Consider the following 23,014-nt stretch of genomic DNA (forward strand, 5'->3'; position numbering starts at 1 on the left):
GCTGGCGCGGCGCGGTGAGGTGGCGACGCGGTGGCGTGGCAACGTGGCGACGTGGCGATTCCGCGGCATCGGGCGCCGGGCAGATCGCGCGTCGCGTTGCGTCGGCTGTCGCCGGATCGGGCGGCCCAAAAGCAAACGGCACCGTGCGAGACACGGTGCCGTTTGCCTGGGCGTTTGCTTCACGTCGCGACGAGACCGGCACGGCCGGCCGTCGCGCGTCGCGTCGTCGCTCAGCCTTCCGTCGGCGGCACGTAGCCGGACGCCTGGTCCGCGCCGTCGCCGAAGAAGTACTTCTCCGTCTGCTTCATCAGGTACTGGCGCGCACGCGGGTCGGCCATGTTCAGGCGGTTTTCGTTGATCAGCATCGTCTGCTGCTTGAGCCAGCCTTGCCACGCTTCCTTCGACACGCTTTCATAAATGCGCTTGCCGAGTTCGCCCGGCAGCGGCGGGAAATCGAGGCCTTCGGCTTCCTTGCCGAGCTTCGCGCATTGAATCATTCGAGCCATCGTGTACTTCTCCTGTAATCGGTCTGGGGGGAAGGGCAGTCGTGCCTGCGCTCAGAGCTGCTTCATCAGCACGAGCGACTTGCGCTGCCAGTTATAGAGTTTGCGGCGGTCTTCCGGCAGGTCGTCGACGCTGACCTTGACGAAGCCGCGCTTGAGGAACCAGTGCTCGGTGCGCGTCGTGAGCACGAAGATGTGCGTGAGGCCGCGCGCACGGGCGCGCTGCTCGATGCGCTTGAGCAGGCGCTCGCCGTCGCCCGAGCCTTGCGCTTCCGGCGCGACCGTCAGGCACGCCATCTCGCCGATCTTTTCCTGCTGGTACGGGTACAGCGCCGCGCAGCCGAACAGCACGCCATCGTGCTCGATCACCGAGAAGTGGTCGATGTCGCGTTCGATCTGGTGGCGGCCGCGCCGCACCAGCGTGCCGTCGGATTCGAGCGGCTCGATCAGCGACAGGATGCCGCCGACGTCGTCCGGCGTCGCTTCGCGCAGGCTTTCGAGGTTCTCGTACGAGATCATCGTGCCGACACCGTCGTGCAGGAACAGTTCGAGCAGCATGCTGCCGTCGAGCGACTGCGGAATCAGGTGCGCACGCGTCACGCCGCCGCGGCACGCGCGGATCGAGTGCTTGAGGAAGAACGCGTCGTCGCCCTGGATGTTGCCGGAATCGAGCAGTTCGGCCGCCGCGTCGAGCGACATTTCCCGCACCAGCTCGCCTTCGTCGTCGACGATGCCGGGCCCGTCGGTCAGGAAGATGATCTTGTCGGCGCGCAGCGCGATCGCGGCCGCCGACGCCACGTCTTCCATCGACAGGTTGAACGCCTCGCCGGTCGGCGAGAAACCGAGCGGCGACAGCAGCACGAGCTTGCGGCTCGCGAGCGAATGACGGATCGATTCGGCGTCGATCTTGCGCACGATGCCCGTGTGCGCGAAATCGACCCCGTCGAGAATCCCCACCGGCCGCGCGGTCACGAAGTTGCCGGACACGACGCTGATGTGCGCGTGCGCCATCGGCGAGTTCGGCAGCCCCTGGCTGATCGCGGCCTCGATGTCGAGACGCACTTCGCCGGCCGCTTCCTTCGCCGATTCGAGCGCGCGCGCATCGGTGATGCGCAGCCCGTGCGAAAACTCGGATTCGACGCCGTGCAGGCTCAGCTGCTCCTCGACCTGCGGGCGCGAGCCGTGCACCAGCACGATCTGGATGCCCATCGCCTGCAACAGCGCGATGTCGGACACGAGCGCGTTCAGCAGCCCCTGCTGCACCACCTCGCCGCCGAACCCCACGACGAACGTGCTGTTGCGGAACTTGTGGATATAGGGCGCGACGGAGCGCATCCAGTCGACGAACTGCGCGTGGCTGGCGGCCGAATCGTCGGCGGCCGGCGGCGTCGCGGCGCCGGTCTGGGCGGGAGGGAGGTCGGTTTGGGAATTCATGGGCGGGATTATAATGCGCCCCCATGTCGAATGTTTCTAAAAGTCCCGCGCCGACGCGGGCCAATACGCCGTCGGCGAAGCACCCGGATGGTGCGGCCGATGCGCGCGAGCAGCAGGGTCAGCCGCCGCGCCAGCAGCAGGACGAGCCGGCGGGCAAGCCGGCACCCGCACCGCGCGGGCCGCGCAATGACGAACGGCGCGGCGACGCGCGCCAGCCGGCCGCGAAGGGCGCGCCGCAGGCAACGGGCGAGCGCGCCCCGCGCCGCGAGCGTGCGCCGCGCGCGGCCGTCCCGCCCAATCCCGTCCCGCCGATCACCTACCCCGAAAGCCTGCCCGTGTCGGGCAAGCGCGACGAAATCGCGCGTGCGATCGCCGCTCATCAGGTTGTCATCGTCTGCGGCGAAACCGGCTCGGGCAAGACCACGCAGCTGCCGAAGATCTGTCTCGATCTCGGCCGCGGCCTCGGCGCCGGCGGCACGGGCCTGATCGGCCATACGCAGCCGCGGCGCCTCGCCGCGTCGTCGACCGGCCGCCGGATCGCCGAGGAACTCGGCACGCCGTTCGGCGAGGTGGTCGGCTACAAGGTGCGCTTCACCGACAATCTCGCGCCGGGCGCGTCCGTCAAGCTGATGACGGACGGCATCCTGCTCGCCGAGACGCAGACCGATCCGCTGCTGAAGGCATATGACACGCTGATCATCGACGAGGCGCACGAGCGCAGCCTGAACATCGACTTCCTGCTCGGCTACCTGAAGGAAATCCTGCCGAGGCGGCCGGACCTGAAGCTGATCGTCACGTCCGCGACGATCGACGCCGACCGCTTCGCGCGCCATTTCGGCACCGACGAACATCCGGCGCCCGTGATCGAGGTGAGCGGGCGGCTGTATCCGGTCGAGATGCGTTACCGCCCGGTAGCCGAGGACCGCCCGGCGGTGAAGAACGCCGAAGGCACGGGCGGCCGCGACCGCGTGAAGACCGCGCGCGAAGCCGAGCGCGACCTGATGGACGCGATCGTCGACGCGGTCGACGAGCTGTGCCGCGAAGGCCCCGGCGACGTGCTGGTGTTCCTGCCCGGCGAGCGCGAAATCCGCGAGGCGGCCGAGGCGCTGCGCAAGCACCATCCGCCGCATACCGAGATCCTGCCGCTGTTCGCGCGGCTCTCGGCGGCCGACCAGGACAAGGTGTTCAAGGCGTCGAACGCGCGCCGGATCGTGCTCGCGACCAACGTGGCCGAAACCTCGCTGACGGTGCCGGGCATCCGCTACGTGGTCGATACCGGCCTCGCGCGCGTGAAGCGCTATTCGTACCGGAACAAGGTCGAGCAGCTGCAGGTCGAGTCGATCTCGCAGGCCGCCGCGAACCAGCGCGCGGGCCGCTGCGGCCGGGTGGCCGACGGCATCTGCATCCGCTTGTACGAGGAAAGCGACTACCAGGCGCGTGCGCGCTTCACCGATCCGGAAATCCTGCGCTCGTCGCTCGCGTCGGTGATCCTGCGGATGAAGTCGCTGCACCTGACCGCGATCGAATCGTTCCCGTTCCTCGAACCGCCGCCCGGCCGCGCGATCGCGGACGGCTACCAGTTGCTGAACGAACTCGGCGCGGTCGACGACGACAACGCGCTGACGCCGCTCGGCCGCGAACTCGCGCGGCTGCCGCTCGACCCGCGCGTCGGCCGGATGATTCTCGCCGCGCGCGACCAGCAGTCGCTGCGCGAGGTGCTGATCATCGCGAGCGCGCTGTCCGTGCAGGACCCGCGTGATCGCCCGATCGAGGCGCAGGAGCAGGCCGACCAGGCGCATCGCCGGTTCGCCGACGAGCGTTCCGAATTCCTGCAGTGGCTGAAGATCTGGGCATGGTTCGAAGAGGCCGTCGCGCACAAGAAGTCGAATCGCCAGTTGATCGACGCGTGCCGGCAGAACTTCCTGTCGCACCTGCGGCTGCGCGAGTGGCGCGACGTCCATTCGCAGTTGCTGACGGTCGTGCGCGAGCACGGCTGGCGGCTCAACGAAGTCGAGGCCACCTACGAGCAGATCCATCTGGCCCTGTTGACGGGCCTGCTCGGCAACCTCGGGATGAAGGCCGACGACGATCCGCATTACCTCGGCGCGCGCGGGATCAAGTTCTACCTGTGGCCGGGCTCCGCGCTCGCGAAGAAGGCCGGCCGCTGGGTGATGGCGGCCGAACTCGTCGAGACGAGCCGGCTGTACGCGCGCTGCCTCGCGAAGATCGAGCCCGAGTGGGTCGAGAAGATCGGCGCGCACCTGCTGAAGAAATCGCTGTCGGAGCCGCATTGGGAAAAGCGTCCGGCGCAGGTCAGCGCGTTCGAGCGCGCGACGCTGTACGGGCTGCCGATCTATCACCGGCGGCGCGTCGCGTTCGGCAAGCAGGACCCGGCGCGCGCACGCGAGCTGTTCATCCGCGGCGCGCTGGTCGAAGGCGAATTCGACACGAAGCTGCCGTTCTTCGCGCACAACCGCAAGCTGCTCGCCGACATCGAGCAGCTCGAGCACAAGTCGCGCCGCCAGGACGTGCTTGTCGACGACGAGCTGATCTACGCGTACTACGACCAGGCGATTCCGGAAGGCATCCACACGGGCGTCGCGTTCGAGCGCTGGTATCGCGACGAGGTGAAGAAGGGCGGCCAGGCGGACGACAAGCAGCGGCTGCTGTACCTGTCGCGCGACGACCTGATGCGCCACGAGGCGGCCGGCGTGACGACCGACCTGTTCCCGAAGCGCGCGACGATGGCCGGCGTCGAGATGGCGCTGACCTACCACTTCGAGCCCGGCACGCCGCGCGACGGCGTGACGCTCGCGGTGCCGCTCTACGCGCTGAACCAGGTCGACGCGCGCCGCTGCGAATGGCTCGTGCCGGGGATGCTGAAGGAGAAGGTGCAACTGCTGCTCAAGTCGCTGCCGCAGAAGCTGCGCCGGCACTGCGTGCCGCTGCCCGAGTACGCGGCCGGTTTCGTCGAGCGGATGGGCCGCGAGCGCTTCGGCGCGGGCGGGCTCGTCGAGGCGCTGATCGCCGACGTGCGCGGCGAGACGCAGGTCGCGATGAAGACGGCCGACTTCAAGCTCGAAACGCTGCCCGCGCACCTGTTCATGAATTTCAAGGTGATCGACGAGCACGGCCGCCAGCTCGCGATGGGGCGCAATCTCGCGCAGCTTCGCCAGGAGCTGGGCGCGCAGGCGCAGCAGCAGTTCCAGAAGATCGCGGCGGCGTCGACGATCGCGACCGGCGGCGCCGATGCCGGCGCGGGCGACGCAGGCGACACGCCGGCGCCGGCCGCCACGCCGGGTTCGGCGGCGAAGGGCGGCAAGCCGGGCAAGGGCGCGGCGCCGCAGACGGCGGCCCCGGCGGAAGGCGGCGCGACCGCGCTGTACGAGAACCTGACGACGTGGAATTTCGGCAAGCTGCCCGAGCTGCTGGAAATCCGCCGGCGCGGCCAGACGCTGTACGGGTATCCGGCGCTCGTCGATCGCGGCACGCACTGCGACGTCGAGGTGTTCGATTCGCCGGAGGAGGCCGCGCGCATCCACCGGGCCGGCTTGCGGCGCCTCTTCGCGCTGCAGCTGAAGGAGCCGATCAAGTTCCTGGAAAAGAACCTGCCGGGCCTGCGCGAGATGGCGATGCAGTACATGTCGCTCGGCACGCAGGACGAGCTGCGCGACCAGCTGATCGACACGGCGCTCGATCGCGCGTGCCTGCAGGACCCGCTGCCCGACGACGACGCGAGCTTCCACGCGCGCCGCGACGAGGGCCGCAGCCGCCTGAACCTGCTCGCGCAGGAAATCGCGCGGCTCGTCGGGCAGATCCTGGCCGAATACGCGGGCCTCGTGAAGAAGCTCGCGCAGGCGAAGCCGTTCGCGCAGGCGCATGCGGACCTGCAGCAGCAACTGGCCGCGCTGGTCGGCAAGCGCTTCGTGATCGACACGCCTTACGCGCAGCTTGCGCATTTCCCGCGCTACCTGAAGGGCATCGCGCTGCGGATCGACAAGCTGAAGGCCGACCCGGCGCGCGACGCGAAGCAGTCGTCCGACCTGCTGCCGCTCGCCCAGCAGTACCAGCGCGCGGTGTCGCAGCGCGGCGGCGTCGCCGATGCGCGGCTCGCGGAATTCCGCTGGCTGCTCGAGGAACTGCGGATTTCGCTGTTCGCGCAGGAACTGCGCACGCCGATGCCGGTCTCTGTCAAGCGGTTGCACAAGGTGTGGGAGTCGATGCAGCGCTAGCGCGACATCGGTTCGCCGGGCCGGCACCGGCGGCCGGCCCGGACTTGTACCGCGACGCCTGCCGCGGCGGCTTGCCCGGCCGCCGCGAGGCGCGGCGAGGTGGCGCAAAAGCGGCGCAATACCGGCGTGGGTCAACCGGAGGGGCCCGCCGAACGTTCTACAATGACTGCTGTTCCACGACGTGAGTCTTCATGCGCACTTTCCTTTCCTTCGGCCGCACGCTTGCGCTGGCCGCCGCCGTGCTGGCGCCCGCCGCACACGCGAACAACGTGATCGTCCTCAATTCGGCCGAAGCGACGCTTTCCCTGATCGACCAGCAGTCCCGCGAAGTCGTTTCCACGGTGCCGACCGGCAAGGAACCGCACCATTTGATGGCGACGCCCGACAACGCGTCGCTGATCGTCGCAAATTCGGTCTCGAACAGCCTGATGTTCCTCGATCCGAAGACGGGCAAGCTGCAACGCACCGTCGAAGGGATCGACGATCCGTACCAGCTCGGCTTCTCGCCCGACCGTAAATGGTTCGCGGCGGCTGGCCTGCGGCTCGACCGCGTCGACATCTACGGCTATGACGGCCGCGACCTGAAGCTCGTGAAGCGCGTGCCGCTCGCGGTGATGCCGAGCCACCTCGCGTTCACGAAGGACAGCAAGACGCTGCTCGTGTCGCTGCAGGTGTCGGGCGAGATCGCGGCGATCGACCTGCCGACGCAGACGGTCAAGTGGAAGATGAAGGTCGGCAAGGTGCCGGCCGGCCTATGGCTCACGCCGGACGACAAATTCCTGCTCGTCGGGATGACCGGCGCGGATTACGTCGCGGTCGTCGACTGGCGCAACCAGAAGGTCGTCAAGCAGATCTACACGGGCAAGGGCGCGCACAACTTCCGCTCGCTCGCCGACGGCAAGCACGTCGCGGTCACGAACCGCGTCGCGAACACGATCAGCATCCTCGACGAGAACACGCTCACCAACGTCGGCGATATCACCGGCCTCTTGCCGGGCCCCGACGACATGGAGCTGTCCGCCGACAAGAAGACGCTGTGGGTGACGTTCCGTTTCGCGAAGAAGGTCGGGATCATCGATCTGGCGTCGCGCAAGCTGGTGCAGACGATCGCCGTCGGCCGCTCGCCGCACGGCATCTACTTCTACGACCGCGCGCCGTGGAGAGCGGCGAACGGCGCGTGACGGGCGGAGGCGAACGATGCTGCACCTGATCGATGCGTTCGTGTCGGACATCCAGACCTGGCTGTACGTCGACGTCGTGCAGCCGCTCCTCTTCAAGTTCAACCTGATGGACTATGACGAGGACACCTACGACGCGCTGTACTGGGTGATCGTCGGCGCGCTGCAGATGGTGCTGATGTTCGCGCTGCTGCGCCCGCTCGAGGCGCTGCTGCCGGTCGAGCGCTGGAAGAACCGCCGCGCGGTGCGGGTCGACGTGATCTACACGGCGATCTCGAAGCTCGGCATCTACACGCTGTTCTTCTTCTTCGCGCTGCAGCCGGTATTCGACAACTTCCAGGCGTGGCTGCGCCTGCATGGCGTCGCGAACGTGAACCTCGACTATCTGTGGCCGGGCGTGACCTCGCAGCCGATCGTCGCGTTCGCGATCTACCTCGTCGTGCTCGACTTCGCCGGCTACTGGTATCACCGCTGGCAGCACAAGTTCGGCATCTGGTGGGAGCTGCACGCCGTGCATCACAGCCAGCGGCAGATGTCGCTGTGGTGCGACGACCGCAACCACCTGCTCGACGACGTGCTCCAGTCGTGCTTCTTCGCGGCGATCGCGCTCGTGATCGGCGTGACGCCGTCGCAGTTCGTCGTGCTCACCGCGGTCACGAACTTCCTGCAGAGCATCCAGCATACGAATGCACGGCTGTCGTACGGCCGCATCGGCGAGCGCCTGCTCGTCAGCCCGATCTTCCACCGCCGCCACCATGCGGTCGGCTACGGCCACGAAGGCACCAAGTACGGCTGCAACTTCGGCGTGCTGTTCCCGTGGTGGGACATGATGTTCGGCACCGCGTCGTGGACCCGCACGGTCGAGCCGACCGGCATCCGCGAGCAGGTCGAGGGCGTGTCCTACGGCGACGGCTTCTGGTCGCAGCACGGCCTGGCGTTCGTGCGGATCTTCCGGCGCCTGTTCCCCGCGAAGCGCGGCGCGGCGTCGGCCTGATCCCCGTCCCGATCGGGCCTTTCTCCCGGTGAACGACTTTCCCACGCGGCCCGCATGCGCTTTGGCGCACGCGGGCCGCGTGGTTTATCCTTTCCCCGTTTTTCTCCGTCAATCCAGATTCCATAGGCTCGCATGAACGACTTGCTGCGTTCCTTCGTCCGGGCGCTCGCCAGCGCGCTGCACCCGCGCATGCTGTGGCTCACCCTGATGCCGTTCGTCGTGTCGGCGCTGCTGTGGGGCGCCGTGCTGTGGTTCTCGTGGCAGACGCTGCTGGACCTCGCGCGCGGCGCGCTCGACGGCTTCGTGCTGACGGCCATGCTGTATCGCGCGTTCGACGCGATCGGCATGTCGCAGCTGCATGCGGTCGTCGCGCCGTTCGTGGTCGTGTCGCTCGCGATCCCGCTGATCGTGCTGACCGTGCTGCTGCTGATCGCGACGATCTCGATGCCGGTCGTGATCAAGCACCTGTCGAATCGGCAGTTCGCGGCGCTCGAGCCGAAGCGGGGCGGCACCTTCTTCGGCAGCGTCTTCAATTCGCTCGGCGCGGCGCTCGTCGGCGTCGTGCTGCTCGTCGTCACGATCCCGCTGTGGCTGATTCCGCCGTTCTTCGCGCTGCTGCCGCCGGTGATCTGGGGCTGGCTCACGTACCGCGTGATGACCTACGACGCGCTCGCGCTGCACGCGAGCCGCGACGAGCGCCGCGCGCTCGTGCGCCGGCACCGCTGGCCGCTGATCGGCATCGGCGTCGCGACCGGGCTGCTCGGCACCGTGCCGACCTTCGTGTGGGTCTCGTCGGTCTGGATGATGGTGCTGTTCCCGTTCGTCGCGGCCGCCATGATCTGGGTTTACGCTTTCATCCTCGTCTTCTCGGCGCTGTGGTTCGGGCATTACTGCCTGCGCGCGCTGGAAGACCTGCGCGCCAGTGCGCGCGCCACCGCAATCGACATGGGGCAGGCATGAGCATCGGCATCATCATCATCGGCGACGAAATCCTTTCGGGCCGCCGGCAGGACAAGCATCTGGCGAAGGTCATCGAGCTGCTCGGCGCGCGCGGCCTCGCGCTCGACTGGGCCGAATACGTCGGCGACGATCCGGCGCGCATCACCGCGACGCTCGCGCGCGCGATCGCGTCGGGCGACATCGTGTTCTCGACGGGCGGGATCGGCGCGACGCCGGACGACCACACGCGCCAGTGCGCGGCCGCCGCGCTCGGCGTGCCGCTCGAGCTGCATCCGGAGGCGAAGGCGTTGATTTCGGAACGGATCCGCGAAACGCACACCGATCCGGCCACGCCGGTCGACTTCGAGTCGCCGGAGAACCAGCACCGCTTCAACATGGGCGTGTTCCCGGCCGGCGCGACGATCATCCCGAACGGCTACAACCGGATTCCCGGCTTCTCGGTCGGCGATCTGCACTTCGTGCCGGGCTTCCCGGTGATGGCGTGGCCGATGATCGAATGGGTGCTCGATACGAAGTACGCGCATCTGCATCACGCGACGCCGCATGCCGAGCGCTCGCTGTACGTGTTCGAGCTGCCGGAATCGACGCTCACGCCGCTGATGGAGAAGATCGAGCGCGATTTCCCGGGCGTGCGGGTGTTCAGCCTGCCGAGTGTCGGCGATGCGGAGCGCGGCGGCATCTACGCGCGCCGTCACATCGATCTCGGCGTGAAGGGCGAGCCGGAAGCGGTCGCGGCCGCGTTCGTGAAGCTGCGCGAAGGCGTGCACCTGCTCGGCGGCGACGTCGTCGAGCCCGATACGCCGCGCGCCTGAGCGGCGGCCTGCAACGACACGGCCGTACCAAAAGCAACGGGCCGCGCAATGCGGCCCGTCATCGGCATGTCATCGCCCGGCTCGACGATGAGGTTGTCGCAGCCGGGAAGCGCGGCCCGCCGTCAGGCGCCGATCCACGGCAGTTTGCGGAAGCACCAGCCGTCGACCGTCTTGCGGTGGCCTTCGGCGTCCTTCGCGCCCTCGAAGCCTTCGAGCAGGTCGAACGCCTTCGTGTAGCCGGCCTGCGCGGACGCGACCGCCGCGAGCTTCGAGCGCGCGGCGCTGCGGCACAGGAACAGGATCGGCGTATCGGCCGGGAGGGCCGCCTTCAGTTCGTTGACGAATTCGGCGTTCGGCACGCCGCCCGGGTAGCGCGTCCATTCGAGGTGCAGGTACTGGCCGTCGCCGACGAGCGGGCGGCCGATCCAGTCGAGCTCGGCGCGCGTGCGTACGTCGACGAGACGCGCGGACGGGTCGAGCTGCAGCAGTTCGAATGCCTCGACCGGCAGCAGCGCGCCGGCGTAGTTGAGCGCGCCTTGTGTGCGGCGTTCGTCGGCCTTCGCGTAAAGCTGGTCCAGCGTACTCATGGCAGGGAGTCTCCGTATCGGTCAAACGATCATTCTAGCGCGACGTCGCGGCCCGAATGTCCGCATGCGGTACGGTGCACGCGTCGTACACGCGTTCACCAAAAGAGTGCAGAATGGTCGGCATGCACCAGAATGGCCGCGTTGCGCGGGTGGGCCCGGCCGATTGCACCATCGCGGTGCGATGCCGCCATCGCCGGTGCGGCGCCCGGCCCCGGAATCGCGCAGCGAAGCCCCGCTGCGGCGCGGGCCGGCGTGATTCGCGTCGGTTTTGCGATGGTTGGCACGGAAGCTGCTATATAGAATTCGGTCGAATCGGGGCGCGCTGCGCCAAAGCAAGACCCCGATCAGCTCGATAAACGAGGCGGTTTCCCAGTCCGCCGGAATTGTTCAATCAGGAGAAGAGGTTATGAGTAAAACCGTCGCCGACGTCATGCAGCTCGTGAAGGACGAGGACGTCAAGTTTGTCGATTTCCGCTTCACGGATACGCGCGGCAAGGAACAGCACGTGTCGGTGCCGGTTTCGGCGTTTGACGAAGACAAGTTCGAAAGCGGTCATGCATTCGACGGTTCGTCGATCGCGGGCTGGAAGGGCATCGAGGCGTCGGACATGCTGCTCATGCCGGACCCGACCGCTGCGTTCGTCGACCCGTTCTACGAAGAGTCGACCCTCGTGCTGACCTGCGACGTGGTCGAGCCGGCCGACGGCAAGGGCTACGAGCGCGACCCGCGTTCGCTCGCGAAGCGCGCGGAAGCGTACCTGAAGAGCACGGGCATCGGCGACACCGCCTACTTCGGTCCGGAACCGGAATTCTTCATTTTCGACTCGGTCCAGTGGAACACGGACATGTCGGGCTGCTTCGTGAAGATCAACTCGGAAGAAGCACCGTGGTCGGCAGGCAAGGAATTCGAAGGCGGCAACACCGGCCACCGTCCGGGCACGAAGGGTGGCTACTTCCCGGTCGCGCCGGTCGACACGTTCCAGGACATGCGTTCGGAAATGTGCCTGCTGCTCGAACAGCTCGGCATCCCGGTCGAAGTGCATCACCACGAAGTGGCGGGCCAGGGCCAGAACGAAATCGGCACGAAGTTCTCGACGCTGGTGCAGCGCGCCGACTGGACGCAATGGTCGAAGTACATCATCCATAACGTCGCGCACTCGTACGGCAAGACGGCGACGTTCATGCCGAAGCCGGTCGTCGGCGACAACGGTTCGGGCATGCACGTTCACCAGTCGATCTGGAAGGACGGCCAGAACCTGTTCGCGGGCAACGGCTACGCCGGCCTGTCGGAACTGGCGCTGTTCTACATCGGCGGCATCATCAAGCACGCTCGCGCGCTGAACGCGATCACGAATCCGACGACGAACTCGTACAAGCGTCTGGTCCCGCACTTCGAAGCACCGGTCAAGCTCGCTTACTCGGCACGCAACCGTTCGGCATCGATCCGCATTCCGCACGTGTCGAACCCGAAGGGCCGCCGTATCGAAACGCGCTTCCCGGATCCGATGGCGAACCCGTACCTGTTGTTCTCGGCGCTGATGATGGCTGGCCTCGACGGGATCCAGAACAAGATCCATCCGGGCGAAGCCGCCGACAAGAACCTGTACGACCTGCCGCCGGAAGAGGATGCAAAGATCCCGACCGTGTGCGCAGGCCTCGACCAGGCACTGGAAGCGCTCGACAAGGATCGCGAGTTCCTGACCCGTGGCGGCGTGTTCACGGACAGCATGCTCGACGCATACCTCGCGCTGAAGGAGCAGGAGCTGGCGAAGTTCCGCATGACGACGCACCCGATCGAGTTCGAGATGTACTACTCGCTCTAATCGGCGATGGCGCTTCGATTCAGCGCCGTCATGCCGGTTCGTTCCCGTCGCGCGGCTGGCGGCGGGAACGGCGGAGTCTGAAAGGGGACGGCGTCCGGCCGTCCCTTTTTTGTTCCGACGATTTTCATTTTCTGGCCCGGTGAGGCGCGACAAGCACGCAGATGGTTCTGAAGAATCTGATCAAGGCGAAAACGGGGCAGCCCGAACGACTGACGGACGACGAGCGGCTCGCGCGCTCGGGTCTGCTGGCGGGGCTCGAAGCGCTGCCGACGGTCGTGATCGTGCTCGACCGCAAGACGCTGCGGGTCGCGTTCGCGAACCCGTCCGCGGAGGCGATGCTCGACATCTCGCGGCGGCAGCTCGCGCAGCGGCCGTGGGGCGAGATTTTCCCGAACGCGAACGAACTCGCGTCGACGATCACCGCGATCGGCCAGGAACGCTTTCACGCGACGCACCTCGATACCGTGCTCGACCGGCCCGGCCGCGAACCGCTGCACGTGCATGCGATCGTCGGCTTCCTCGAGAGCGCGCCCGATTTCGTGCTCGTCGAGCTGTTCGAGAACGAACGGCAGTCGCGCACCGATCGGGAAGAGCGCATCCACGACCTGACCGCGGTCAACAAGCAACTGATCCGCAACCTCGCGCACGAGATCAAGAACCCGCTCGGCGGCATTCGCGGCGCGGCCCAGCTGCTCGAATTCGAACTGGGCGAGCGCGAGCGCGGCGAGTTGCGCGAATACACGCAGGTGATCATCAAGGAGTCCGACCGCCTGCAGACGCTCGTCGACCGGTTGCTGGAGCCGCACCGGCATCCGCACATCGTCGGCGACGTGAACATTCATGAAGTGTGCGAACGCGTGCGCGCGGTGATGCTCGCGGAATTCCCGCGCGGGCTCACGATCGAGCGCGATTACGACGTGAGCGTGCCGGACCTGCGCGGCGACAAGGAGCAGTTGATCCAGGCGCTGCTGAACATCGTGCGCAACGCCGCGCAGGCGCTGCGCGAACGGATCGCGCAGGGCGACGCGAAGATCGAGCTGCGCACGCGCATCGCGCGCAAGATCACGATTGCGAAACGCCTGTACAAGCTGGCACTGGACTTGCACGTGGTCGACAACGGTCCCGGCATTCCGGAAGAGATCCGCGACCGGATCTTCTACCCGCTCGTGTCCGGACGCGACGACGGCAGCGGCCTCGGCCTCACGCTCGCGCAGACCTTCGTGCAGCAGCACGACGGGATGATCGAGGTCGAAAGCCGGCCCGGACGTACCGAATTTCAGATTCTGCTGCCGCTCGACCATTGAGCGGCGACAGTGCGATTCACCCATACCTGACCGACCTATGAAGCCGATCTGGATAGTAGACGACGACCAATCGATCCGCTGGGTGCTTGAAAAGGCACTCGCCCGGGACAGCTTCGCGACGAAGAGCTTCGCGAACGTGCGCGACGCGCTGGCCGCGCTCGACCACGAGACGCCGCAGGTGCTCGTGTCCGACATCCGGATGCCGGGCGGCTCGGGCCTCGAGTTGCTGCAGGCGATGCACGAGCGGCTGCCGGGCCTGCCCGTCATCATCATGACGGCGTTCTCCGATCTCGACAGCGCCGTCGCGGCGTTCCAGGGCGGCGCGTTCGAATATCTCGCGAAGCCGTTCGACGTCGACAAGGCGGTCGAGCTGATCCGTCGCGCGGTGGAGGAAAGCCTGCGCGGCGGCGCGCCGCAGGACGAGCGCGTGGCCGAGGCGCCCGAGATGCTCGGCCAGGCGCCCGCGATGCAGGACATGTTCCGCGCGATCGGCCGGCTGTCGCATTCGGCCGCGACCGTGCTGATCACCGGCGAGTCGGGCACCGGCAAGGAACTCGTCGCACGCGCGCTGCACCGTCACAGCCCGCGCGCGAACGGGCCGTTCATCGCGCTGAACACCGCGGCGATTCCGAAGGACCTGCTCGAATCCGAACTGTTCGGCCATGAGCGCGGCGCGTTCACCGGCGCGCAGACGACGCGGCAGGGCCGCTTCGAGCAGGCCGAGAACGGCACGCTGTTCCTCGACGAAATCGGCGACATGCCGTTCGACCTGCAGACGCGCCTGTTGCGCGTGCTGTCGGACGGGCAGTTCTATCGGGTCGGCGGGCACAACCCGCTGCGCGCGAACGTGCGCGTGATCGCCGCGACGCACCAGAATCTCGAGTCGCGCGTGCGGCAGGGGCTGTTCCGCGAGGACCTTTACCACCGGCTCAACGTGATCCGGCTGCGCCTGCCGCCGCTGCGCGAACGCAGCGAGGACATCGCGCTGCTCACGCGCCACTTCCTGCAGAAGAGCGCGCGCGATCTCGGCGTCGAGCCCAAGCGCGTGTCCGACGACGCGCTCGCGTATCTGACGTCGCTGCCGTTTCCGGGCAACGTGCGGCAGCTCGAGAATCTCGCGAACTGGCTGACCGTGATGGCGCCCGCGCAGACGGTCGAGATCAAGGACCTGCCGCCCGACCTCGTGCCGGCCGGTGCGCCGGTTGTCGCGACGGGCGACGGCGCGGACGTGCACGGCGGCGGCCACTCGACGGCGGCGCCTGCAGCGCTCGGTGCAGCGCCGACGGCCGCGCCCGTCGCGAGCGCGGCGAACGGCAGCGCGCCGGCCGGCTACCCGCTGTGGGAGCACGGGTTGCGCACCGAAGTCGCGCGGTTGTTGCGCGAGAACTCGGCCGACGTGATGGACGAGCTCGCGCGCCGCTTCGAGGCAGCCGTGATCCGCGAGGCGCTCGACTTCACGCGCGGCCGCAAGGTCGAGGCCGCGGAGCGGCTCGGCATCGGCCGCAACACGATCACGCGCAAGATCCAGGAACTCCATCTGGAGCCCTGACCGAGCACGATTCGCGGCATGCGCGGGCCCGCGCATGCCGCGATCGGACATAATCGCGGTTTGCACGCAGCTCGCCATTCCGCCGATCCTCCATGTCCGATTCCTTCCGCTGGCCCGCCGGGGCCGACCCGTTCCGTTTCCTCGAAGCGCTCGACAGCAAGCGCGCCCGCACGTGGGTCGACGAGCAGAATGCGCGCACCCGCGCCGCGCTGCGCGACGACGATCAATATCGCGCGCTGACCGCGCGTCTCGCGAAAGCCTATCTGCCGCGCGAACGCCCGGTGATTCCGACCCGCTGGCGCGACTGGGCGTACGACCTGTGGCAGGACGATCTCCATCCGAAGGGACTGTGGCGCCGCACGCGCTGGGCCGACTGGCGGGCCGGCCAGCCGGCCTGGGAAACGCTGCTCGACGTCGACGCGCTCGGCGCGCAAGAGGGCGAGTCGTGGGTGTTCGAGCAGGACGCGATCCTGTATCCGGACGGCGATCGCGCGCTGCTGTCGCTGTCGCCGGGCGGCGCCGACGCGGTCGTCGTGCGCGAATTCGATCTCGTCGAGCGCCGGTTCGTCGACGGCGGCTTCACGATCGACGCGCCGGGCCATCACACGGTCGGCTGGATCGATCGCGACACCGTGTACGTGAGCTGGGATCGCGGCGAAGCGCATGCGACCGCCGCCGGTTATCCGTATGAAGCGCGGCGCTGGGTGCGCGGCACCGCGCTCGCCGATGCGCCCGTCGTGTTCAGCGGCGAACCGGACGACATCAGCGCGGGCGCATGGTACGACCCGATCGACCGCCGCCACGTCGCGTGGCGCAGCGTCGACTTCTTCGATGCACACGCGTACCGGCTCACCGACGCGGGCGAGTGGGCGCGCTACGACGTGCCGACGCATGTCGAGGTCGGGTTCTGGGAAGGCTGGCTCGTGCTGGAGCCGCGCCTCGACTGGGCGTGCGACGGCGTGCGCCACGCCGGCGGCTCGCTGCTCGCGATTCGCGAAGAGGCGTTCCTCGCCGGCGCGCGCGAATTCACGACGCTGTTCGCGCCGCGGCCGACGACGTCCGCCTGTACGTGGACGCATACGCGCACGACGCTGATCGCAAGCTGGCTCGACGACGTGCACAACCGCACGATGCTGTGGCAGCCGAAGCAGGCCGACGATGGGTCGTGGACGTGGGACGCGCGGCCGTTCGACTGGCCGGGCGACGCGCAGATCGACGTCGAGCCCGTCGAATCGACGCTGAACGACGAGGTTTACGTCGACGTCGACACGTATCTCGATCCACCCGAATGCTGGCTGGCCGATCTTGCCGATCGCGCGGACGACGCGCCGTCGCGCCGCGTGCTGCTCGACCGGCCGCCGGTGCAGTTCGACGCGGCCGGGCTGGTCGTCCGCCGCGCGAGTGCGCGTTCGCGCGACGGCACGGTGGTGCCGTACACGCTGATCGGGCCGCGCGACGCGCTCGACGCACCGGAAGGCGGGGCGCGCGTCGCGCGGCCGTGCCTGCTGTCGGGCTATGGCGGCTTTGCGATTCCGAACCTGCCGGGCTACAGCGATGCGTTCGGCATCGGCTGGCTCGAACGCGGCGGCGTGATGGCGTTCGCGCACATCCGCGGCGGCGGCGAGTTCGGGCCGCGCTGGCACGTCGACGCGCAGCGCGAACACCGGCAGCGTTCGTTCGACGATTTCATCGCGGTCGCCGAGGATCTGGCCGCGACCGGCGTGACGAGCGCCGCGCAGCTCGGGATCGAGGGCGGCAGCAACGGCGGGCTGCTGGTCGCCGCGTGCATGATGCAGCGGCCGGAGCTGTTCGGCGCGGTGCTGTGCCGCGTGCCGCTGCTCGACATGCAGCGCTATCCGAAGCTGCACGCGGGCGCCGCGTGGCTCGACGAATACGGCGACCCGGACGATCCGCGCGAAGGTGCGGCGCTGGCCGCGTATTCGCCGTATCACCGCGTGCGCGAAGGCATCGTGTATCCGCCGTTGCTGCTGACGACGTCGACGCGCGACGACCGCGTGCATCCCGCGCATGCGCGCAAGATGGCCGCGCGCATGCAGGCGCTCGGTCACGAACGGGTGTGGTACTGGGAGAACACCGACGGCGGCCACGGCAGCGCCGACGATCTCGAACGCGCGGAAGCCGATGCGGCCGAATTCGGCTTTCTGTGGGCCCATCTCGGGCCGGCGCCCGCGCGGCGCTGATCGCGCGCGGGCCCTGGACGATCAGCCGACGATCGCGACGACGGGCGTGTGGTCGGACGGCTGTTCCCACGTGCGCGGCACGCGATCGACTTCGCACGATGCGCAGGTCGCCGCGAGCGCCGGCGACAGCAGGATGTGGTCGATGCGCAGCCCCGCGTTGCGGCGGAACGCCATCATCCGGTAGTCCCACCACGTGAAGGTTTTCTCGGGCTGCTCGAAGCGGCGGAACGCATCGACGAAGCCGAGTTCGATCAGTTGCGTGAAGTGCGCGCGCTCCTGCGGCGACACGAGGTTCTGGCCTTCCCATTTCGCGGGGTCGTGCACGTCGCGGTCTTCCGGCGCGATGTTGTAGTCGCCGAGCAGCGCGAGCTTCGGATAGCGCTGCAGCTCGGTGCGCAGCCACGCCTGCAGCGCGTCGAGCCACTGCATCTTGTAGACGAACTTGTCGGAGTCGAGCGCCTGGCCGTTCGGGAAGTACGCGGACACGATGCGCACGCCGTCGACCGTCGCGGCGATCACGCGCTGCTGCGGATCGTCGAAGCCGGGGATGTTGCGCACGACGTCCGATTCGTCGACGGCGAGCGTGTCGCGCACGAGGATCGCGACGCCGTTGTAGGTCTTCTGGCCGGTGAACCAGCTGCGGTAGCCGACCGCCTCGAGATCGGCGCGCGGGAATTTCTCGTCCGGCAGCTTCAGTTCCTGCAGGCACAGTACGTCGGCTCCGCTTTGCGCGAGCCAGTCGAGCACGTGCTGTTTGCGGACGTTGAGCGAGTTGACGTTCCAGGTGGCGATTTTCATGAACGGGAGGGTGCGTGCGGCGTGAATGCGAAGGCCGCCATCTTACCGCGAGCATGGGGTGCGAACGCACGCGTGATGCGGGGTCGCGCACGTGTCACGCATCGTCGCGTGGGGAGCGGAAGCAGAAATTGTGACAAAAGTATTGACGTGAGTACTTCCTCACCCTATAATTTATTTCTCTGACGCGGGGTGGAGCAGTCTGGCAGCTCGTCGGGCTCATAACCCGAAGGTCACAGGTTCAAATCCTGTCCCCGCAACCAAGCACACCAGACGATGTGCCGCGCAATTGACCGATGCGCACTTCGTCTACGAAAAACCCGGCTCCGTGCCGGGTTTTTTGTTTTCCGCACGCGGATCGTTGTCGCCGTTACCGCGCCGCCCACTCGACGGCCGCCTTCGCATGCAGCGCGGTCGTATCGAATACCGGTAGCGGCGAGTCGTCCGCGCCGATCAGCAGCGTGATTTCCGTGCAGCCGAGGATCACGGCCTGCGCGCCGCGCGTCGCCAGTTCGTCGATGATCGACACGTACGTCGCGCGCGATTCCGCCGAGATCACGCCGTGGCACAGCTCGTCGTAGATGATCCGGTGCACGTCGTCGCGCCCGCGTTCGTCCGGCACCAGCACGTCGAGCCCGAACTTCTCGCGCAGCCGCTGCGCATAGAACGGCAACTCCATCGTGTAGCGCGTGCCGAGGAGGGCGACGCGCTCGACGCCCGCGTCGCGCAGCGCGTTGCCGGTCGGGTCGGCGATGTGCAGGAACGGCAATGACACCGCGGCCTCGATCGCGTCGTGCACGCGATGCATCGTATTGGTCGTCAGCACGACGAGGTCGGCGCCGGCCGCTTCGAGCTGGCGTGCGGCGTCGGCCATCCGTTCGCCGAGCGCGGTCCAGTCGTGCGTGCGCTGCAGCGCTTCGATCTCGGCGAAGTCGACGGTGACCAGCACGCTCTTCGCGTTGTGATGGCCGCCGTGCAGCGCCTTCGAGTGCCGGTTGATCATCCGGTAGTACTCGGCCGACGATTCCCAGCTCATGCCGCCGATCAGTCCGATCGTCTTCATCCTTCACCTTCGCGTGTCGTGTATCGCGGCAGACGAGTATAGGCGTCGCCGCCCGTGCCCGGCCGGTACGATCCGCGCAAAGCGGGCCAGTACGGCGCAGCCGGCGGCAGGTGGCCGGCGCCGGGCGGCCGGCTGAGACCGCCCGCAGACATACGCGGCAGTTGAAACCGGCACTGTGTTTTTGTACAGTATCGGCACCGTGAGCCCGACCACCATCCCGCCTGCCGATCTGCCCGCGCCGCCGCCCGGCGACGCGCCGCCGCGCATGCGCAAGATCATTCACTGCGACTGCGACTGCTTCTACGCGTCGGTCGAGATGCGCGACGACCCGTCGCTGCGCAACCGGCCGCTCGCGGTCGGCGGCCGGCCCGACCAGCGCGGCGTGATCGCGACCTGCAACTACGAGGCGCGGCGCTACGGCGTGCATTCGGCGATGTCGTCGGCGCTGGCGATGCGCAAGTGTCCGGACCTGCTGATCCTGCCGTCCGCGATGGACAAGTATCGCGCGGCGTCGCGGCAGATCATGGCGATCTATCGCGACTACACGCCCGACGTCGAGCCGCTGTCGCTCGACGAGGCGTACCTCGACGTCACCGGGTCGGAACGTTGCCAGGGCAGTGCGACGCTGATTGCGCGCGAGATCCGCGAGCGCGTGCGCGACACGGTCGGCGTGACCGTGTCGGCGGGCGTCGCGCCGAACAAGTTCATCGCGAAGATCGCGTCCGACTGGAACAAGCCCGACGGGCTGTTCGTCGTGCGGCCGCACGAGATCGACGCATTCGTCGCGGCGCTGCCGGTGCGCAAGCTGCACGGCGTCGGCAAGGTGACGGCCACGCGGCTCGACCGGCTCGGCATCCAGACCTGCGCGCAGTTGCGCGACTGGGCGCTGATCGACCTGCACCGCGAGTTCGGCGCGTTCGGGCGGCGGCTGTACGAACTGTCGCGCGGGATCGACGAGCGGCCCGTGCAGGCCGACCAGGAGCGCAAGTCGGTCAGCGTCGAGACGACCTACGTGACCGACCTGACGACGCTCGAGCAATGCGCGGACGAAATCCGCCGCCTCGTCGCGCAACTCGACGCGCGAATCGAGCGTGCGGGCGCCGCGCGGTCGATCCGCAAGCTGTACGTGAAGATCCGCTTCGCCGATTTCCAGCGTACGACGGTCGAGTGCGTGGCCGACGCGACGAATGCCGAGACGGCCGTCACGCTGCTCGCGAAGGGGTTGTTGCGGCGCGCGCAGCCGGTGCGGCTGCTCGGCGTCGGCGTGCGCATCGACGAGGATACGGCCGAGCGCCACGGGCAATTCCTGCTGTTCGACGACGAAGTGGGCGACGACACGCCCGCCCCATGAAAAAAGGCACCGCCGAAGCGGTGCCTGTCGATGCTGCCTGAACAGCCGGAAGGGCCGGGTGGCGCGCTCAGTGCGCGGACGTGGCCATCCCGTTGTGGCGCAGCAGTGCGTCGATCTGCGGCTCGCGGCCGCGGAACGCCTTGAACGACTCCATCGCCGGACGGCTGCCGCCGACCTCGAGGATTTCGCGGCGATAGCGCGTGCCGGTTGCCGCGTCGAGCACGCTGCCGCTGGCGGCGGCCGCTTCCTCGAACGCCGCGTACGCGTCGGCCGACAGCACCTCGGCCCACTTGTAGCTGTAGTAGCCCGCCGCGTAGCCGCCCGCGAAGATATGGCTGAACGTGTTCGGCCAGCGCGAGAACGGCGCCTGCGGGATCACGTGATAGCGCTCGTTGATCTCGCGTGCGAACGCGGTCACGCCGGTGGCGCCGGCCGGGTCGAAGTCGACGTGCAGCAGCATGTCGAACATCGAGAACACGATCTGGCGCAGCGTGCCGAGCCCGCTCTGGAAATTCTTCGCGGCGATCATCTTGTCGAACAGCTCGCGCGGCAGCGCGGCGCCCGTATCGACGTGCGACGACATCGACGACAGCACGTCCCATTCCCAGCAGAAATTCTCCATGAACTGCGACGGCAACTCGACCGCGTCCCATTCGACGCCGTTGATGCCCGACACGCCGAGCTCGTCGACGCGCGTGAGCATGTGATGCAGCCCGTGGCCGAATTCATGGAACAGCGTGATGACCTCGTCGTGCGTGAAGCACGCGGGCTTGCCGCCGACCGGCGCGGAGAAGTTGCAGGTCAGGTACGCGACGGGCGTCTGCACGTCGCTGCCGCGCTTCGCGCGCGAACGCGCGTCGTCCATCCATGCGCCGCCGCGCTTGCCTTCGCGTGCGTACAGGTCGAGATAGAACTGCGCGACGAGCGAGCCGTCGCGGTTCTCGACGCGGAAGAAGCGCACGTCCTTGTGCCACACCGGCGCGTCGTCCGGCTTGATCTTCACGCCGAACAGCGTTTCGGTGACGGTGAACAGGCCCTTCAGCGCGGCCGGTTCCGGGAAGTACTGCTTGACCTCGTTTTCCGAGAACGCATAGCGCTGCTGGCGCAGCTTCTCGGCCGCGTACGCGACGTCCCACGGCGCGAGTTCGGCGAGGCCGAGCTCCTTCGCGGCGAACGTGCGCAGCTCGTCCCAGTCCTTGTCCGCATGCGGGCGGGCGCGCGTCGCGAGATCCTCGAGGAACGCGATCACCTGCTGCGGCGATTCGGCCATCTTCGGCGCGAGCGATACTTCGGCGAAGTTGCGGTAGCCGAGCATCTGCGCCTCTTCGCGGCGCAGCTTCAGCGCGTCGACGACGATCGCCGTGTTGTCCCATTCGGCCTTGCCGTCGCCGTACTGCGGCCCGAGTTCCGACGCGCGCGTCGCATAGGCGCGGTAGAGCGTCTCGCGCAGCGCGCGGTTGTCCGCGTACTGCAGCACCGGGAAGTACGACGGGAAATGCAGCGTGAATTTCCAGCCTGCCTTGTCGTCCTTCTGCGCGGCTTCGCGGGCGGCCTCGATCGCGTCGCCGGGCAGGCCGGCCAGCTCGGCTTCGTCGGTGACGAAGTACGCGTACGCGTTGGTCGCGTCGAGCACGTGATCGGAGAACGCCTTCGACAGCGCGGCTTGCTGTTCCTGCAGTTCGGCGAAGCGCGGCTTCTGGTCCTCGGGCAACTCGGCGCCCGACAGGCGGAAGTCGCGCAGCGCGTTGTCGAGGATCTTCTTGCGCTCGGCGGACAGCGTCGCGTATTCGGCGCTCGCGGCGATCGCCTTGTACTTTTCGTACAGCGCGAGATTCTGGCCGACACTCGACCAGAACTCGGTCACGCGCGGCAGGTTTTCACCGTAGGCGGCGCGCAGTTCGGGCGTGTCGGCGACCGCATTCAGGTGGCCGACGATGCCCCAGGCGCGGCCGAGCGGCTCCGTGGCCTGCTCGACCGTCTCGACGACGGCGGCCCAGGTCGACGGCGTGTCGCTCGCGCTCGCCGCTTCGACTGCGCGGCTGGCGGCATCGAGCAGCGTGTCGAGCGCGGGCGTCACGTGTTCCGGGCGGATCTCGCCGAAACGGGGCAGGCCGGAGAAGTCGAGGAGCGGGTTGGTGTTGGCGCTGGCGGACATTGAGACTCCCTGTCTGTTGCCGGATGAACCGGGGTGAAAAGGGTGAGGCGCGATGAAGCGGCGCCCGATACCGA

At 67.9% G+C, this 23,014-nt stretch carries 16 protein-coding genes and 1 tRNA gene; 11 read left to right on the forward strand and 6 right to left on the reverse strand.

The annotated features are described in order from the left end of the window. Window positions 1–230: 230 nt before the first annotated feature. Together HWX14_RS00255 and argA are read right to left on the reverse strand one after the other, a co-directional pair. Entirely contained in the window at window positions 231–506 is a 276-nt protein-coding gene (locus HWX14_RS00255) for an oxidative damage protection protein (protein WP_006478357.1), read from the reverse strand. Window positions 507–557: 51 nt separating this feature from the next. After that, on the reverse strand, window positions 558–1,937 hold the full coding sequence (gene argA, locus HWX14_RS00260) for an amino-acid N-acetyltransferase (RefSeq protein ID WP_006497806.1): 1,380 nt from the start codon (window positions 1,935–1,937) through the stop codon (window positions 558–560). Between the two features lie 23 nt (window positions 1,938–1,960). Between argA and hrpA the strand changes: the two genes are divergently transcribed. The 5 genes from hrpA (at window position 1,961) to HWX14_RS00285 (ending at window position 10,113) form a co-directional block, all read left to right on the forward strand. Beyond that, window positions 1,961–6,169: an ATP-dependent RNA helicase HrpA gene (hrpA, locus tag HWX14_RS00265; RefSeq protein WP_175881092.1), complete on the forward strand. Its 4,209-nt coding sequence runs from the start codon at window positions 1,961–1,963 to the stop codon at window positions 6,167–6,169. 191 nt (window positions 6,170–6,360) lie between these two features. Then, a complete protein-coding gene (locus HWX14_RS00270; protein ID WP_175881093.1) occupies window positions 6,361–7,350 on the forward strand; it encodes a beta-propeller fold lactonase family protein in 990 nt (329 codons plus the stop codon). 16 nt (window positions 7,351–7,366) lie between these two features. Further along, window positions 7,367–8,341, forward strand: a complete 975-nt coding sequence (locus HWX14_RS00275; protein ID WP_175881094.1) for a sterol desaturase family protein — start codon at window positions 7,367–7,369, stop codon at window positions 8,339–8,341. Between the two features lie 132 nt (window positions 8,342–8,473). Next, entirely contained in the window at window positions 8,474–9,301 is an 828-nt protein-coding gene (locus HWX14_RS00280) for an EI24 domain-containing protein (RefSeq protein ID WP_175881095.1), read from the forward strand. Further along, window positions 9,298–10,113 (forward strand): molybdopterin-binding protein, encoded by an 816-nt coding sequence (locus HWX14_RS00285; protein WP_074802464.1) that lies wholly within the window; start codon window positions 9,298–9,300, stop codon window positions 10,111–10,113. Before HWX14_RS00280 ends, HWX14_RS00285 begins: the two co-directional genes overlap by 4 nt. Before the next feature lie 122 nt (window positions 10,114–10,235). Here HWX14_RS00285 and HWX14_RS00290 read toward each other — a convergent pair whose 3' ends face one another. Next, the gene (locus HWX14_RS00290; RefSeq protein ID WP_175881096.1) at window positions 10,236–10,700 is read right to left on the reverse strand and encodes a rhodanese-like domain-containing protein; all 465 of its coding nucleotides are present in this window, start codon (window positions 10,698–10,700) and stop codon (window positions 10,236–10,238) included. 406 nt (window positions 10,701–11,106) lie between these two features. Here HWX14_RS00290 and glnA point away from each other — a divergent pair, with 406 nt between their 5' ends. The 4 genes from glnA (at window position 11,107) to HWX14_RS00310 (ending at window position 17,576) form a co-directional block, all read left to right on the forward strand. Further along, window positions 11,107–12,522 (forward strand): type I glutamate--ammonia ligase, encoded by a 1,416-nt coding sequence (gene glnA / locus HWX14_RS00295; RefSeq protein ID WP_011549441.1) that lies wholly within the window; start codon window positions 11,107–11,109, stop codon window positions 12,520–12,522. Between the two features lie 161 nt (window positions 12,523–12,683). After that, window positions 12,684–13,826 (forward strand): nitrogen regulation protein NR(II), encoded by a 1,143-nt coding sequence (gene glnL, locus HWX14_RS00300; protein WP_006478366.1) that lies wholly within the window; start codon window positions 12,684–12,686, stop codon window positions 13,824–13,826. Window positions 13,827–13,863: 37 nt separating this feature from the next. Beyond that, window positions 13,864–15,375, forward strand: coding sequence for a nitrogen regulation protein NR(I) (gene ntrC, locus HWX14_RS00305; protein WP_175881097.1), 1,512 nt, complete (start codon window positions 13,864–13,866; stop codon window positions 15,373–15,375). A 92-nt stretch (window positions 15,376–15,467) separates the two neighbouring features. Continuing rightward, the gene (locus HWX14_RS00310; protein ID WP_175881098.1) at window positions 15,468–17,576 is read left to right on the forward strand and encodes a prolyl oligopeptidase family serine peptidase; all 2,109 of its coding nucleotides are present in this window, start codon (window positions 15,468–15,470) and stop codon (window positions 17,574–17,576) included. 21 nt (window positions 17,577–17,597) lie between these two features. On the opposite strand, the gene xth is transcribed toward HWX14_RS00310, so the two are convergent. Continuing rightward, a complete protein-coding gene (xth, locus tag HWX14_RS00315; RefSeq protein WP_175881099.1) occupies window positions 17,598–18,374 on the reverse strand; it encodes an exodeoxyribonuclease III in 777 nt (258 codons plus the stop codon). A 183-nt stretch (window positions 18,375–18,557) separates the two neighbouring features. Here xth and HWX14_RS00320 point away from each other — a divergent pair. Beyond that, a tRNA-Met gene (locus tag HWX14_RS00320) sits at window positions 18,558–18,634 on the forward strand. Window positions 18,635–18,741: 107 nt separating this feature from the next. Here HWX14_RS00320 and HWX14_RS00325 read toward each other — a convergent pair. Then, the gene (locus tag HWX14_RS00325) at window positions 18,742–19,434 is read right to left on the reverse strand and encodes an aspartate/glutamate racemase family protein (protein ID WP_175881100.1); all 693 of its coding nucleotides are present in this window, start codon (window positions 19,432–19,434) and stop codon (window positions 18,742–18,744) included. A gap of 175 nt (window positions 19,435–19,609) precedes the next feature. Between HWX14_RS00325 and dinB the strand changes: the two genes are divergently transcribed. Further along, complete coding sequence (dinB, locus tag HWX14_RS00330; protein WP_175881101.1) at window positions 19,610–20,785, forward strand: DNA polymerase IV; 1,176 nt, start codon at window positions 19,610–19,612, stop codon at window positions 20,783–20,785. Window positions 20,786–20,852: 67 nt separating this feature from the next. On the opposite strand, the gene HWX14_RS00335 is transcribed toward dinB, so the two are convergent. Beyond that, window positions 20,853–22,940, reverse strand: a complete 2,088-nt coding sequence (locus HWX14_RS00335; protein ID WP_175881102.1) for a M3 family metallopeptidase — start codon at window positions 22,938–22,940, stop codon at window positions 20,853–20,855. Between the last annotated feature and the right edge of the window lie 74 nt (window positions 22,941–23,014).

This window comes from Burkholderia sp. BCC0044, from assembly GCF_902832955.1.
Taxonomy (GTDB): Bacteria; Pseudomonadota; Gammaproteobacteria; order Burkholderiales; family Burkholderiaceae; genus Burkholderia.

Bases quoted from the DNA above. Each gene is read 5' to 3' on its own strand.
- HWX14_RS00290 (WP_175881096.1), bottom strand. From the start codon at position 10,700: ATGAGTACGCTGGACCAGCTTTACGCGAAGGCCGACGAACGCCGCACA.
- hrpA (WP_175881092.1), top strand. From the start codon at position 1,961: ATGTCGAATGTTTCTAAAAGTCCCGCGCCGACGCGGGCCAATACGCCG.
- glnL (WP_006478366.1), top strand. From the start codon at position 12,684: ATGGTTCTGAAGAATCTGATCAAGGCGAAAACGGGGCAGCCCGAACGA.
- HWX14_RS00255 (WP_006478357.1), bottom strand. From the start codon at position 506: ATGGCTCGAATGATTCAATGCGCGAAGCTCGGCAAGGAAGCCGAAGGC.
- HWX14_RS00275 (WP_175881094.1), top strand. From the start codon at position 7,367: ATGCTGCACCTGATCGATGCGTTCGTGTCGGACATCCAGACCTGGCTG.
- xth (WP_175881099.1), bottom strand. From the start codon at position 18,374: ATGAAAATCGCCACCTGGAACGTCAACTCGCTCAACGTCCGCAAACAG.
- HWX14_RS00335 (WP_175881102.1), bottom strand. From the start codon at position 22,940: ATGTCCGCCAGCGCCAACACCAACCCGCTCCTCGACTTCTCCGGCCTG.
- glnA (WP_011549441.1), top strand. From the start codon at position 11,107: ATGAGTAAAACCGTCGCCGACGTCATGCAGCTCGTGAAGGACGAGGAC.
- ntrC (WP_175881097.1), top strand. From the start codon at position 13,864: ATGAAGCCGATCTGGATAGTAGACGACGACCAATCGATCCGCTGGGTG.
- HWX14_RS00285 (WP_074802464.1), top strand. From the start codon at position 9,298: ATGAGCATCGGCATCATCATCATCGGCGACGAAATCCTTTCGGGCCGC.
- HWX14_RS00325 (WP_175881100.1), bottom strand. From the start codon at position 19,434: ATGAAGACGATCGGACTGATCGGCGGCATGAGCTGGGAATCGTCGGCC.
- HWX14_RS00310 (WP_175881098.1), top strand. From the start codon at position 15,468: ATGTCCGATTCCTTCCGCTGGCCCGCCGGGGCCGACCCGTTCCGTTTC.
- HWX14_RS00280 (WP_175881095.1), top strand. From the start codon at position 8,474: ATGAACGACTTGCTGCGTTCCTTCGTCCGGGCGCTCGCCAGCGCGCTG.
- argA (WP_006497806.1), bottom strand. From the start codon at position 1,937: ATGAATTCCCAAACCGACCTCCCTCCCGCCCAGACCGGCGCCGCGACG.
- HWX14_RS00270 (WP_175881093.1), top strand. From the start codon at position 6,361: ATGCGCACTTTCCTTTCCTTCGGCCGCACGCTTGCGCTGGCCGCCGCC.